Here is a 15,432-nt window from a genome sequence, read left to right as displayed (position 1 = left end):
CATAGGATACGGTTCCGAAATCACCGCATATATCGAGCCGATTAACTGACCAGCTGCCGTGCGTCTTATTCAGTTCATGCAGGAGTTTCGCATTCATCATTCAAGCGCATACCGCAGTTGTATGATGTCGCTGCCGAGAGGTTTGCAGTCTAGCAATCGTACAGCCTTAAAACGGTAATTGTCCTTGTCGATCAGCAGATTTAACCCTTTACCTTCTAATACAGGCGCCACATTGAAAATCACTTCGTTTACGAGTTCTTGTTCTAGAAACGAGTTATGAATATCCGCACCGCCGCTAATGAGAGCGGTTAGGTGTCCTTTTTGCTGGAGGTAGCTTATAGCTTCTTGTGGCGATTTTACTACGGTTACGCCGGGGATGTTCTCCATGTTCTTAGACAACACAACGATGTCGATCCCCGCGAAAGGACCTTCCGTGTTTCCCTGTTCCTCTTGGGAAATCCGGCTTGGGTCTGTCATTTCCTGAAACGTCTTGCGTCCGACAATAAAATTTCCTGCTGCTTTTGCTTTTGCTGAGAAGTCTTCCAACGCTTCCGTTTTCGGTGGGTTATCGGGGCCGGATTGCGCATAATTGCCGTTCGCAGTTAGGGTTGCCCATAAAATGGTTTTCATTAAACATTCCTCCTCGTTTTCAATTCAGATCCACCTTTACATTCACATGGTAATCGATCTATGATACATTTGAAAAGTAGTTACATTTAAGTGTAATAGTTTCAAAAAATGAACTATGGAGTGATTGCGATGATGGATCGTACCTGCCCTGGTACCGTTGAACCGATTCTGGAGATTTTGGACGGAAAGTGGACGCTTCTACTTTTATTCGAATTATTTAACGGAACTAAGCGTTTTGGGGAATTACGCCGGAGACTGCAGCCCATTAGTCCGAAAACTTTGACGGATCGCTTGCGACTGCTAGAGGAAAAAGGAATCATCACACGTACGCTTTACCCCGGTATACCGCTACATGTCGAATATGAGCTTGCGGAGAGCGGGAAGGGGTTGCAGCCGATTTTCGCCGCGATGTGGACGTGGACACAGGAGCATGGCGCATATCTACGGAAAAAGACGGATGAAACGGGCCAAGAAAGCAATGAAGTGATGTGATTGTGCTAGCTTTATCTTCCGGATCAAAACATGAATATCTTTGGATACCAATCCCGTCATGGACGGGATTTTTTGTTTGCGCCCAATCAACTCGGCAATATTTGAACATTTCTGCGCACGGATTCGCCATTATGGCCAACCGGTTGCTGCTAGAATGAAATGAATTAGGAGAGGGGAGTGGACAATGAACAAAGTCGCGGCTTACGCCGCTCCGAAGGGAGCGGATTTGCTCGATCATTACGAGGTGAAGGTTCGTGTGCCCGATGGAGAATGGCAGCATGTGCCTGTCTATAAAGTGAAGGTGGATATGCATCATGTCCGGGAGGCGTCAATGGCGGCTTTCGATATGGAAGGAACGGTCGAGGCGGAAATTACGTTCCGGCGCGAGGCGTTGCGGGAGGCCGTCATTCGCCCGTTATCGAAGTCAACCCCATACAAAGTTGAAGCCGACACGATCCGTCTGACGCTGGACGGACCGAGGAAGCTGGTCATCGAGTGCAACGGCGACCGTTTCGGCAATCTGCATCTTTTTGCCAATCCGATCGAGGCGGACGCGCCAAGTCCCGAGGATCCGAATGTGCGGGTCATTCGTCCGGGGATTCATCGATTGCCGGATCTCTTGCATGAGGGCGAAGTCATTTGGTATTTTGCGCCGGGCATGCACTACATCGAAGAGACGGTGCTTCCCGTTCCTTCGGGCCAAACCGTTTATATCGCCGGGGGCGCGATTCTCGTCGGCTCGCTCGTATGCGACCATGCCAAGGACGTCCATATTAGGGGGCGCGGGTTTATTTATTTGGCCGATTTCCACCGATTCTCCGCCTTCCGAGGCGTTCGAATCATCTTCTCCGAGAACATCTCGATCGAAGGCATTACAGTTATCGACCCGCCGCATTACAGCATCTTCATCGGCAAGTCGCGCGGCATCTCGATTCGGAATTTCAAATCGTTCAGCACGCGCGGCTGGTCCGACGGCATCGATATCATGTCGAGCGAGCGGATCGACATCGAAGATATCTTTATGCGCAATTCGGATGACTGCATTGCCGTCTACGGCTCGCGCTGGGATTTCTACGGAGACACCCGGGAGGTTTCGGTGCGCAATGCCATTCTATGGGCCGATGTCGCGCATCCGATCATGATCGGCGTGCACGGCGATCATCACCGCAACGGAGATACCATCGAAGATTTGCGTTTCGAAAACATCGATATTCTCGAGCATCATGAGCCGCAGCCGAATTATTGGGGTGCGATGGCGATCAATGCGGGGGACCGGAATACGGTTCGGAACGTCGCGTTCGAGAACATCCGGGTCGAGGCGATCGAGCTGGGGCAGCTGTTCGATATCCGAGTCGTCCATAATGCGGACTATAATCCGGTTCCCGGCAGCCGAATCGAAAATATCGTATTCCGCGACGTTCAGTATGCGGGCGGAACGCCGCACCCGTCCCGCATTTACGGCTTCGACGAGGAGCGCGTCGTAGACGGCGTCGTCATCGACAACCTGCGGATCGGGGATGAGCGCGTTGAAGGCAGCGGGCATCCGGCTTTGGATATTAACGGATATGCGCGGGGCGTCCGTATTCAATAACTTAAATCGTGATTATTCAGGAAGGGTGCTGCTCTGTCAGCATTCTTTTTTTTGTGAGATCGGATCGCAATCGCCAAACATTTTTGAACAAGGATTTGCCACTTTTTAACGGGGATGGCCTATAAAATGAGGAGGTTGACGGACATCATGTAACCATCTGAAAGGGGGGAGTGTTGCAAACGATTATATTTGCAAACGGTTACATCATTCGCGAGATTGGAGGGGAACGGGCTGTGAGCAAGTATTTACGAAAGACTAAAGTGATGTTGCTGCTGCTGGTTTTTTCATTGATGTTGCCGGTCATGGTTCAGGCCGCGGCTTCGGCACCGACATTAGAGCTGCGAACCAGCTATTCGAACGGTCAGGCGAGGGTCATCATTTATGGCCGAAACCTAAACGATTTGTACGCTTACCATTTCTTTTTGTCGCATGACGCAGGCAAGGTGAAGCTGAAGCAGGCCAAAAGCGGGAACGCCGGGTTCGGCATCGCGCCGAAAACGGCGGAAGGGAAAATCGAATTCGCCTTCACGAAGGTCGGCCCGATTGAAGGCTTGAACGGGAACGCGGAGCTCGCCGAGCTGACCTTCGAATTCGTGTCGCCCGGCATGTCGCAGCTCGTTCTGGATTCGGCGGAGCTCGTCGATTCCAAGCTGGACAAACGAACGGCGAAGCCTGTTTTGTCGCAGCCGCTCTTCCATTTCGCCGACCTAGGCGGACATTGGTCGGAGTCTGCCGTATATGAGGCCGCGGCTTCGGGCTTCGTGAGCGGCTATTCGGACGGGACGTTCCAGCCGGAGCGCAAGGTGACGAGAGCCGAGTTCACCGTCATGCTGGCGAAGTCGCTTGGGTCTGCGCCAGGGGAGCGGACGGCTTTCGCCGACGACTCCGGTCTGCCCGAATGGGCGAGAGGCTACATTGCCGCGGCGGCGGCGGAAGGCTGGATCAGCGGTTATGCCGACGGGACGTTCCGGCCGGATCGGCTGATGAGCCGCGAGGAGATGACGGTCGTCGCGATGAGGGCAGCAGGTCTTCCGGCAGCGGCCGAGGCCGAAACCGACTTCACGGATGACGAGACCATTAGCGATTGGGCCAGTGGCTTCGTTGCGGCGGCGGTTAAGCAAGGCATCGTCGCGGGCAAGGGCGACGGAACGTTCCAGCCGGGAGGCGATTCGACCCGGGCGCAGGCGGTTACGGTCATTGGCCGATTATTCGAAAAGGGAGGTGTGATGAAAGACGATTTGTAAGCGATTGCGCCAGCATGATGATCAGCCAGGTATCCATTCCAATTTTTGATCGGGAGGAAAAAGCCACATGCAATCTGAATGGACAAAAAAGCTCGGGACGATGAGGAAGAGCTGCATCCTGCTCTTGATCGCCGCCATGCTGATGCCGGCGTTCGGGCCGTCGTCCCGCGAGGCCGTTCATGCGGCGGAGCAGCAAGCCGGCAACGGCATTTTGGATCAAATCGTGTTCGGCAGCGCGGAATCGGAGGGCGCCCATGACTTTAGAGGCGAATTCACGAGTAAGATTACCGGCTTGTTCGGCGAGCCGGCCAGGGTGTCCAATCCTCGCGTGCCGGCATCCGGCGCGGGAGGGGATCTGACCTTCACGATGGAGGTCGATCCGAATCTTCGCAATTATTTTACCGTGAAATTTTCGGGAGAAGAGACGTCCGCCGTCAGCATGGTCAACATTAGCGGCGAGCAGGTCGGCTATATCAGCTACGGCGATTATGAGAACATCGGCAAGGGCTGGACGCTGCCGAACCGGTTCTTCTACCATACGATCATGCTCCCGCTGGAATCGACCGCCGGCAAAGAAACGGTCGAAATTACGATTCGGTCGATTAATCCGTACGGCAATATGACGACCAGCACGAGAGGGTATTACAACGCCTATACGCATACGCAGGCGTATATCGACGTTGACGGGGAGCGGCAGGGCTATAAATTTAAGCCTGACCAGAACGCGGAGACGATGCTGGCCCCCGATCTGTCCGAGGAGGAGAAGCAGGCGCGGATCGACAGCTACATGCGGGAGCTGGTCAGCCGGTTCAACTCGCTGTCGAGCAGCGTGGATGCCGGCGCGGGCAATAAGCTGTCGATCATCCGGTATCAGGACGATCTGAAGTTCTACGCGTCGGCGCTGAAATACGACTGGTCTCCGGCGCAAACGGCAGAGCAGAAGAAAGCGGCGCTTCAGCGCATATTCAAAACGATCGACAATCACGTCAAGGATTATTACGGCAACACGAGAATGGTGCTGCGCGGCGGCCATCAAGGCGACTGGGGCGGCTACTACGGCGCGCTCGGCGAAGCGCTGTATATCGTCGAGAGTCTGATTAAGGACGATGCGATCTACGGAGAGGCGGCGTTTAACGAGCTTCTTGATCAGCCGTTCGTTACCGGAACGGTCGATGGAGAAACTTCACTGGCCGGCGTGGATTGGACGGGCGGCGAGCTGACGCGGAGGGAAGCGTGGGAGCGGGCGCTCAAGGCGAACTTCGACTTCGCCCGCGCTAGGCTGTCCTACATTTACAATCAGGTGTTCTACACCTACGAAGGCGCGTGGGAAGCGCATGAAGGGCTGCGGCTGATCGGGTCCGGCTTCTATGAAGGCAAGGAGCGCAGCCAGCGCATTCTTCTCGAAGCGCTTGGCATTAAGCCTTTCCTGGGCGAAGAGGTGCTGGTAGGTCCGAACGGCGAGGAGCTGGATCTGTACCATTCGCTGTTCTATCACGACGGCAGCGCGGTATTCACGAACGATTTCGTCCAGATCGTCGGCAAGGGGCTGGCGAAGAGCAAGCTGGACGAGGAAGGTAAGGTAGTTCGCAGAAAACCGTACGGAGAGCATTACACCGGCCTGACGGAGGCGGGACTGACGAGGGAGAACGGCTACGTCGCCAACTACGGCGAAGCGGCCAACTACCTGCTGAGCTACTTCTACAAAACGCTGGGTCACCCCGGCGACGAAGAAATGAACGACGAAATCCTGAAAGCGGCGCTGAAGTCGATTCATGCCCGCGGCTTCGTTCGGACTTCGTCCCTCGACGACAACGGCAGAAGGGTAATGCGCGCGGAGCAGGTGACGGACGAACGAAATCCGGGGCTGATCGGCTTCGCCGCATATGGAGCGCGCGTCGGCTCCGGCATGGGCCTGCAATTCGCGTCGCTGGAGATGGAGATGGCGCAGAACGAAGAGCGGTACAGCGGCGAGGAATGGGCGGAATATTGGCAGTATGCCAGAGAAGCCGTCGGCTTCGTCCAGCAGCAGCTCGCCGATCGCCAGTTGCTGCAGCTGAACGACTTCGGCACCAAAGGCACGATGAGCGCTCCCGATTACCGGCTGGCGGAAACGTACCGGTACGTGACGGAGGAGAGGGCCGATTACAGTCGGTTCGATGGCAGCGCGATGGCGGGTGTCGTCTTGCCGCATACGGATTTCGATTATTACAAGCCGGAAGAGCTGACGGCCTTGGGCGTCGAACCGGCCGATTACGAGCAGTTCGCGTGGGCCGATATCGACAACATGTACGTGTCGGTGAAGGACGGCGACCTCCGCATCCTCGGCTCTCTTTTCTATCGCAATCGAGGCATGGCCGCGAACGGGCGGCTGCACGTCATTACCGACGAATACGACCATATCGTGCAGATCGCGACGAACAACCGGTTCCGGTATGAGGATTATTATTTGCGGGAGGCCACGATCAATTGGGATTTCCAATCCGACCGCGAAGACGTCTGGAGCGGGGCGCCGCAGGCGCTGGCGGGAGAGGCGCTGCCGTCCTCCTATCAGCCGGGCGTCGGTACCGTGAACCGCGACAATTTCGAGACGGATCATCCTTACGCCGGCTATCCGGAGCTGCAGACGTCGCGATACGAATCGTATTTTATCGTGTTCAATACGACCCGCGCCGAATACGGCAACGAGACGACGTTCGACGTGGAGCTGCCGGCCGATTATTCGGGCAGCGCCGTGCTGGACTTGATTACAGGTGCGTCCATTCCGGTCGCGGACGGGAAGGTGACGATCGCTCCGAAATCCGCGATGGTGCTCAAGCTGGCGACCGACATCGAGCTTGCGCCGAAGCCGTATCATGTCGACTTCGTTCATGCGCTGGCGGGCAACGATTACGTCGGTTTGTCTTGGAAAACGACTTCGGGCGGAGAGTCCTACGCCATCAAACGGTCCGAGTCGGAGGAAGGTCCTTATGAGATCATTGCTGAAGGCGTGACAGGAAACTTCTACAAGGATACGGAAGCCCGGAACGGCAAGACGTACTACTATAAAGTTTCCGCAGTGAACGCGAATGGCTCGGGCTGGGATTCCTATCGCGCAATTACGGATTTGTCGATGCCGGTATCCGGGTTAGATGTCACGGAATGGCGCGACGACCGGATCGGAACGACGGAGGGCAGCGCAACGGTTGAAGGTTCAAGCATCGCGGTCGAGTCGGCCGACGGTACCGGCTTTGGCAGCGGCGACGATTATCACCTCTATCAGCGGGACATTAACGATTCGCTGCATTTCGTGAGCAAGGCCGCGGCCGGCAGCAGCGCGATCAGCGCTAGAATCGACAGCGCTTCCGGCGAAGCGAACGGGCTCATGCTGCGGGATCGGCTTACGCCGGACAAAGCGCGCTACATTTATTTCGGCGCGGACGAGAACGGCAATCTGGTGCTGCAGAACCGGACGCGCGTTTCGATCATCCAATGGTCGAACAAGGTCGCAAGTCCGAAGAAGGCGGACATCGATACGTTAACCGTCGCGGAATACCCGTACGTCAAGCTGGTGCGCGACCATGATTCGCAGACGGCGTACGCCTTCGCGTCCAAGGACGGCACGGATTGGCGTTATGTCGCGAAGATGTCGACGCTGCTCCCTTACGGGTATTATGCAGGGATTGCCGCATCGGATTCGGCGGCGTTCAGCGAGGTTTCCCTAACGGAGACGCCGCAGGGCAGCTTAACTCCGTTCGTGTCGAAAGAGCGGGACCTGGCCACTCTCTATTGGAACAAGCCGAAGCAGGCGTCCTGGTTCCACGTATACCGGACCACCGATGAAGCGGCGGGACTCGCCGATCCGGAGCTGAAGCCGGGCTCCGCGGAGCCGGTGGACGGTTCGCCTTGGGAGCTTGTTCTGGCCGGCACGAGAGCGACCTCCAATGAGGAGCAGGGGCTGAGGTATGGCAAGGTGTTTTACAAAATATTGCCGGTTCACGGCGACGGAACGCCGCAGTCGTTCTATGGCGCGTCAATCGCGGCGGATTCGATCGATGCCGTGCTGGAAACCGCGGAGAGCTTGCCGGCCGCCGAATATACGAAGGCTAGCTACTACCTGTACCAGCAGGAGCTGGCGCGTATCCGGGCCGCGAAGGATGAAGCGGAAGCAGACCTCGAAGCCTTGATCGAGCAAATTTACGACGCAGGCGACATGCTCGTATCCGTCCGGACGCTCCTGTCTAAAGTCGGGATTGAACCATCGATGGCCAGGGCATCCGAGAAATTTTGGGGCAACGACAATATCGGGGAAGCGCAAAATGCCTGGTTCCTGTTCGACGGGAATCCGGACACCATCGCGCATACGAGATCGGCCGTGAGCTGGGTCGACGTCGATTTCGGCGAGGGGAACGGGAAGGCGATCGATACGATCCGCTACCTGCCGCGGAGGACGCATGTGAACCGCGTGAACGGCACCGTCTTCCAGGGCTCGAACGATAAGCAGAATTGGACGGAGCTCTATACGATTCCTTCGACTTCGGCCTATCAGTGGTACTCGGCTTCCAGCGCGGACGGGACGCCATACCGGTATATCCGGATTTATGACGGCCATAACGGCTTCGTTAATTTCGAAGAAATCGAGTTCTACGAGATGCCTGAGGATAGGACGCTGCTGGCGTATTGGCTGAATGAAGCGGGCAGCTTGGACGCCGGGCATTACACAGCCGAAAGCATAGAGCTGCTCGAGCAGGCAGTCGCAAGCGCGGTGACGGTTCATGAGCAAGAGGACGCTTCGCAAAACGATATCGATACGGCGGCCGAGGCGCTGAGGGAAGCGATTCAAGGCCTGCAGTATGCGGACGGCATTCCGGTACTGGCGCCGATCGGCGACAAAACGGTAATCGCGGGGAATGAGCTGGGCTTCACGGTACGCGAGGAAACGGAGCTGATCGGAGCGATCATTAGCGCCGCCGGATTGCCGGACGGAGCTGCCTTCGATGCGGAGACGGGCGTATTCGCCTGGACGCCGGCGCCTTCGCAAGGCGGCGTTCATACGGTCGTGTTCACGGTGACGGCCGGCGAGGCTTCGACCTCGAGAACGGTCGCGATTACGGTCAAAGGAGAGCCTGTATTCGATGCGGTCGGGACAGTAATGGCGGAAGCCAAGAAGGAGCTTGTATACAATCTGGCTGCTTCCGATCCGACGGGAGAGCCGCTGACGTACAGCGCCGGCGTGCTGCCGGAAGGGGCGGCGTTTATGGCCGGAAGCGGTCAGCTCCGGTGGACGCCGGAATATGACGATTACGGCAGCCATCCGATCACGTTTACCGTCAGCAACGGCCGATTCTCGGTGAGCCGGACGATCGATTTCACCGTCACGCTCCCCGAACAGCCGGCGGCCGATTATACGAAAGGCAGCTATTATTTGTACGCGCGTGAGTTGAACCGGATCAAGGAGGAAATCGGAAAGCCGGAGGCCGACCTCGACAAGCTGATCGCCGAGCTGGAGGCGGCGGAGGGAATGCTGGTGCGCAATCCGCTCTCGCTCTATTCGTTCGAGAACAACGCCGACAATGCTTATGGCTCTACGCACGGAGCGGTTACCGGCATCCCGGTATACGCGGAAGGCAAGACGGGGCAGGCGATCGACTTGAACGGCAGCAACCAGCACGTCACCTTGCCGGCAGGTCACGCTTTGTCCGGCTACGAGGAGATGACGGTGGCGGCTTGGGTCAACTGGAGAGGCGGCAATCAGTGGCAGCGCCTCTTCGACTTCGGCAACAGCACGACTCAATATCTGTTCCTGTCGCCGAGATCGGGCAATAACACGCTGCGCTTCGCGATCAAAAACGGCGGTGCCGAGCAGCTCGTGCAAACCTCGCAGCTTGCGGCGAACGAGTGGGTGCATGTGGCAATAACGCTCGGAGACGGCACGGCCAAATTGTACGTGAACGGCGAAGAGAAGGCTTCGGCCGCCATTACGCTGAAGCCAAGCGATTTCAAGCCAAGCGTCTTGTATATCGGCAAGTCCATGTTCAACGACCCTTTGTTTAACGGGCAGGTGGATGACTTCCTCATCGCCGGTTCCGCGTTAAGCGCGGACGAGATCAGGAGTCTCTACGCCGGCGACTCGTTCTGGACGGACGCCAGCTTGCTGGACTACGCGCGGAATGAAGCGATGGCCGTCAATCCGGAGCCGTATACGGCGGAAAGCTATGCCGCTCTGCAGCAGGCGGTTGAGGCGGCGCTGCAGCTGCCGGACGGCGCGCCGCAAGCGCAAATCGACGAAGCGGCGGAAGCTTTATTGGCCGCGCTTGAGGGGCTGCAGCCGATCGGCGGGACCGAGCCGATGGCCGCGACGCTGGAAGGTACGGAGATCTTAACGGCAGGCATACCTATAGAATTGACGATCGGCCTTGGCGAATGCGAGGTTAAACCGTTCACGGTGCTCGATCTCATCGTCCAGTACGATCCGGCACGGCTGGAATTTCCGACGAGACTTGGCGAGGAAGGGCAGCTGTTCTTGGCCGATGAGGCGCTCGAATCGCTCCGCGAAACGTTCCAGCCGATCGGAGCGATCAAGCCGGAGCAAGGCCAGATCCGCATCACCGGCTTCGCGACCGAGGAAATAACCGATTCCGGCGATTTGTTCCGGCTTCGCGGGGCGGTGAAGGGAGACGCGCCGTCAGGCGAAACCACGGTTTCCTTGAACGGCTTCAGCGTCGCGCATGACGGAGAGGCCTATGAGGTCGATACAAGCCATGCGTCGGTTGAGCTGCATGTACACTTGGCCGATAAGACCGCGCTGCGCGATCGAATCGGTCAGGCGGAGCATGTGGCAGGAAGCGCCGTACCGGGCTCCGCTCCGGGGCAATATCCGCAGCAGGCGATCGACCGGTTGAACGAAGCGATCGCGGCAGCCGAAGCCGTTCTCGCCGACGCAAGGGCAACGGCAGAGACGGTATCCGGTGCGGCTGAGTCGCTCCAAGCGGCCATTACGACGTTCTTACAATCCGTTGTACCGACGCCTCACGATCCGCTCGACAAATTGCAGCTAAACGCGGCGATCGCCGAAGCGGAGTCGGTCTACGGAAGCACGAAAGCCGGCAGCAAGGTCGGCCAATATCCGGAGGCAGACCGGACGGCACTGCGGGCCGCTATCGATGCGGCTGTTCAAGCCGGCAGCGCCGCGGTCAGCCAGTCCGCGATCGATCAGGCAGCCGAGACGCTGCGCGCGCAGCTGGCGCAGTACAGGCAGAAGATCGTGACGCTCGTGCCGGGACAGTCCGGTATTACGATTCGCGATCTGTCCATCGTTGCCAGGTATATGGGAACGAAGCTCGGCGATGCCGGTTGGAACGAGATCGAGAAGGCCGACGTTCTGGGTGCGGAGGAAATCGATATTCGTACGCTGGCGGCCATTGCGCGCATGATTTTGGAGGATTGGCTGGAAGGAGAAAAAAGAGAGTAACGGGTATGGAGCGGAGGAAAGCCGAAAGGCTTTCCTCCCGCTTCGACTGTTAGAGAGAGGAATGGAGAGAAGGCATGCATACTCAGACGCATTAATTATCGATTAGGAGGGAAATGAAGATGAACAAGAAAGCTTGGACGATCGCCATCGTGTTCAGCCTTATGGCCGGACTGCTAGGAGGTATCGGAGCGGAGAAAGCGACCGCCGCTCCCGCATTTAACCATCCGGGGCTGCTGCATACGCAGGCCGATTTCGACCGAATGACGCAGATGGTGAACGCGGGGACGCAGCCATATCTGGACGGCTGGAACGAGCTGGTGAACAGTCCATACTCGCAATCCGGATGGACCCCTCGCGCCACCGCAACTATTATACGAGGCGGAACGGGGCAGAACTACGCCTTGTTGTACAACGATATCGCCAGGGCCTATCAGAACGCGCTGCGGTGGAAAATTAGCGGCAGCGCGGCGCATGGCGATACGGCGCGCGATATTTTGAACGCCTGGTCGTCTACGCTGACCACGATTACGGGCAATGCCGACCGATACTTGGCCTCCGGATTGTACGGTTACCAAATGGCCAACGCGGCGGAAATCATGCGGGATTATCCGGGCTTCGACGTGGCCGGGATGCAGGATCTGCTTCTAAACGTGTTCTACAAGCCGCTTAGCGAGCGGTTTCTCATCGGCAATGAATTCGGCGGCGATCATAACGGCGCTTATATCCAGAACTATTGGGCGAACTGGGATCTCGCCAATATGGCGGCCACGGTGGCGATCGGCATCTTCTGCGACCGCCGCGACATTTACGACATTGGCATCGAATACTTTAAGCACGGCGCCGGGAACGGATCGATCTACAACGCGATTCCGTTCCTGCATCCAGGCGGCCTCGCGCAGTGGCAGGAGTCGGGCCGCGATCAGGGGCATACGCTGCTTGGCATCGGGCTCATGGCCACGATCGCCGAGATGGCGTGGAATCAGGGCGACGACCTGTACGGCTGGGCGAACAACCGGTTCCTGCGCGCCGCCGAATACGCAGCCAAGTACAACAACGGAGACGATGTGCCTTTCGCCGCTTATGAATGGGGCAACGGGACGAACGGGGCGGTTCAGACGCAGACGGTTATTTCGGATGCCAGCCGCGGCCAGATGCGCCCGATCTGGGAAATGATCTATAACCATTACGCCAACCGAAGGGGACTGCCGGTTCCGAATATCTCGGCCTGTGCCGGTCTGGGAAGACCGGAAGGCGGTCCGAATTCGTCGCATGCTTCTACCTTCGATCAGCTCGGCTTCGGCACGCTGCTATACACGCGTCCGGCCGGCAGCGGCGGAACGGCGGCTCTCCCGGGCGGCAACATTCCGGACGGCATCTATCGCTTTACCGTGCGGCTGGACGGCAAGGCGATGGAAGCGGCCGGCGCGTCGAACGGAGCCGACGTGCGGAAGTCGACGTATACGGGCGGCGCCAATCAGCAATGGACGGTTACCCATCTCGGCGGCGGGCAGTACAGCATTCGGAACGTGCAGAGCGGATTATATCTGGACGTGGCAAGCGGCTCTCTGGCGCACGGCGCCTCGTTTCAATTATGGAGCGGCAACGGCGGGGACAATCAGCGGTTCGCCTTCATTCCGACGGGGGAAGGGTACTTCCGTATCACGCCCGTACACTCGAACAAACCGGCAGACGTGACGGGGGTCTCCACCGCGGAAGGCGTGCCGATCCAGCAGTGGCGCTACATTCTCGGCAGCCATCAGCAGTGGAGGCTGGAGCCGGTGTCGGTCGCCGTCCGCCTGCAGTCGCATAATTTCGCCGACCGTTACATCCGGCATAGCAATTACCGCGCGCGCATCGATTCCGCCGTGTCGCCTGCCGGGGATGCCCAGTTCAAGCTCGTCCCCGGATTAACCGACGCGAACGGCGTTTCGTTCGAGTCCGTCAACTTCCCCGGCCGCTTCCTGCGCGTGCGCGCGAACGGCGAAGTATGGCTCGATCCGAATGACGGCACAGAGGCATTCAAGAACGACGCGACGTTCCGCCGCGCGGCGGGCTTAGCGGATCCTCGGAAGTATTCTTATCAGATGTGGAGCGATGCCGCGCGCTACTTGCGGCACTCCAATTATTTGCTATACGCCCAAGCAGGCTCCGGCGCGACGTTTAACGGCGATGCGACGTTTCAGGAGGTTTCGCCTTAGGCTCTCCCTGTGCTCAAAATCCGTTGAAGACCAGCCGGTTAGATTAAGCGATAAAGTCAGCTAAGTACTTCTTGCATCGCCATGAACGGAACGGAGAGCCTTTATTTCGGCTATATTCGCCTCATATTAACCCTAAGGGAACGGAGAGCCTCTATTCGCCTGTTTTCAATGTGATTTGATCAGAATCGACAAGAATAGAGGCGCTCAGTTCCGCTACCCTAGCAAAAAGCCCTGTTTTTCGATGAATAAAGTCGCTCCGTTCCGTAAGCTTCAGCTCTATTCGGGATATGAACCGATGGTTCGGGATGTGAATGGACTTCCGTTTCGGTATAGGACCACGGTTCGGCGTTTTAGAAAATCCTGGTTTTTTTCTCTTGACGAACTGGAAGGAATTGCATTACAATCGTTCTATACTGATCAGTACAGAAAGAGTGAATGCAAATGGCAAGACCGCGGGAATTCGATGAACGGGAAGCGTTAACGGCAGCGATGCAGGTATTCTGGGAGAAGGGATACGAGGCGACCTCCATCGGCGATCTCACCGCCCGGATGAACATTCAGCGACCAAGCTTGTATGCGGCCTTCGGCGGGAAGGAAGAGCTGTTCGAGGCGGCGCTGAGAGCCTATTCGCAGATGAGTCTGGCGTACGTCGAGAGGATGCTGGGCAGCGGCGAGTCGACAAAGGCGGCTTTGCAAGCCTTCTTGCAAGGCATTATCGACGGTCCCGGGGGCGGCAATCCGTCCTATGGCTGCCTATGCGTGAATACGATGGTCGAGCTGGGGCCTCATGAACCCAAATTCGCGGCCATCACCAACGATTATCAGGCGAAGCTGACGGATTTGTTCCGTGAAGCGGTGGAGAGAGGCGTTCGTTCCGGGGAGCTGCCGGCTCGATTGAACCCGGCCCTCATCGCGAGCGTGCTGAGCGTAACGGCGATCGGACTATCGGTTTCGATGAAGTCGAATACCGAACGATCGCGGGTTGAACCGGTAATAAAGGAAATCCTTACTCTTATAGAGTAAGGATGACCTAGCGTCTAGTAGTCCTTACTCTAATCGAGTAAGATTTTTTTTCAATATTATGTACCGATAGGTACAGAAAGAGGGAGATCGAATATGGAGAAGAAGATCGCATTGGTTACGGGAGCAGGCAAAGGCATCGGATACGAAATCGCGCGCCAGCTGGGCAAGCAAGGAATGGAGGTGCTGATTGGAGCACGAAGCCTGCCGAAGGCCGAAGAGGCGGCTGCGCGTCTGCAAGCCGAACAGATTGAAGCGAAACCGATCGAGCTGGATATCACGAACGCCGATCATATCCGTTCCGCGGCGGAGTTCATCTCGCGGAAATATGGCAAGCTGGACGTTCTCGTCAACAATGCGGGGACTTTCCTGGATCACGAGGGTACGGACGTCGACGTCATGCGGAGAAGCTTCGAAACGAATTTTTTCGGCGCGTACGCCTTAACGAATGCTCTGCTCGACCTGATCAAGGCAAGCCCGGCCGGACGAATCGTGAACCAATCCAGCATTCTGGGCTCGATGACGACCATCTTAACCAACGAAATGTTCGGGCGGGCTTCAGCTCCGGCCTATACGGTATCTAAAGCAGCATTAAACGCTTGGACGGCGCAGCTGTCCATTACGCTGAGAGGCACTCCGGTTAAAGTGAACGCCTGCCACCCGGGGTGGGTGAAAACCGACATGGGGGGCAAGGATGCGATCATGGAAATCGAGGAGGGAGCGGAGACCGCCGTTTATTTGGCCACGCTGCCAGCCGACGGGCCGTCCGGCGGATATTTCCACAAGACGGAAGCTCTGCCTTGGTAACGC

At 57.4% G+C, this 15,432-nt stretch carries 8 protein-coding genes; 7 read left to right on the top strand and 1 reads right to left on the bottom strand.

Going from position 1 to position 15,432, the window contains the following annotated elements; all coding sequences use genetic code 11:
* Positions 1–96: 96 nt before the first annotated feature.
* A complete protein-coding gene (locus NQZ67_RS27290) occupies positions 97–630 on the bottom strand; it encodes a dihydrofolate reductase family protein (RefSeq protein ID WP_257452214.1) in 534 nt (177 codons plus the stop codon).
* Positions 631–759: 129 nt separating this feature from the next.
* On the opposite strand from NQZ67_RS27290, the gene NQZ67_RS27285 reads away from it, so the two are divergent.
* From NQZ67_RS27285 to NQZ67_RS27255, 7 genes are all read left to right on the top strand, one after another.
* A complete protein-coding gene (locus NQZ67_RS27285) occupies positions 760–1,122 on the top strand; it encodes a winged helix-turn-helix transcriptional regulator (protein ID WP_257452213.1) in 363 nt (120 codons plus the stop codon).
* A gap of 184 nt (positions 1,123–1,306) precedes the next feature.
* Entirely contained in the window at positions 1,307–2,713 is a 1,407-nt protein-coding gene (locus NQZ67_RS27280) for a glycosyl hydrolase family 28 protein (protein WP_257452211.1), read from the top strand.
* A 233-nt stretch (positions 2,714–2,946) separates the two neighbouring features.
* Positions 2,947–3,957 carry an S-layer homology domain-containing protein gene (locus NQZ67_RS27275; protein ID WP_257452210.1) on the top strand — a complete coding sequence of 337 codons (1,011 nt, stop codon included), beginning with the start codon at positions 2,947–2,949 and terminating at the stop codon, positions 3,955–3,957.
* 67 nt (positions 3,958–4,024) lie between these two features.
* On the top strand, positions 4,025–11,404 hold the full coding sequence (locus NQZ67_RS27270; RefSeq protein WP_257452208.1) for a LamG-like jellyroll fold domain-containing protein: 7,380 nt from the start codon (positions 4,025–4,027) through the stop codon (positions 11,402–11,404).
* Positions 11,405–11,523: 119 nt separating this feature from the next.
* Entirely contained in the window at positions 11,524–13,602 is a 2,079-nt protein-coding gene (locus NQZ67_RS27265; RefSeq protein ID WP_257452207.1) for an RICIN domain-containing protein, read from the top strand.
* Positions 13,603–14,043: 441 nt separating this feature from the next.
* Positions 14,044–14,625, top strand: a complete 582-nt coding sequence (locus NQZ67_RS27260; protein ID WP_257452205.1) for a TetR/AcrR family transcriptional regulator — start codon at positions 14,044–14,046, stop codon at positions 14,623–14,625.
* 93 nt (positions 14,626–14,718) lie between these two features.
* Positions 14,719–15,429 carry an SDR family oxidoreductase gene (locus NQZ67_RS27255; RefSeq protein ID WP_257452203.1) on the top strand — a complete coding sequence of 237 codons (711 nt, stop codon included), beginning with the start codon at positions 14,719–14,721 and terminating at the stop codon, positions 15,427–15,429.
* Positions 15,430–15,432: the final 3 nt, after the last annotated feature.

The sequence above is a fragment of the Paenibacillus soyae genome (assembly GCF_024623455.1).
GTDB classification, from domain to species: domain Bacteria; phylum Bacillota; class Bacilli; order Paenibacillales; family Paenibacillaceae; genus Pristimantibacillus; species Pristimantibacillus soyae.
The sequence above is the reverse complement of the archived record's forward strand: the minus strand, read 5'-3'. Positions and strand labels throughout refer to the sequence as shown.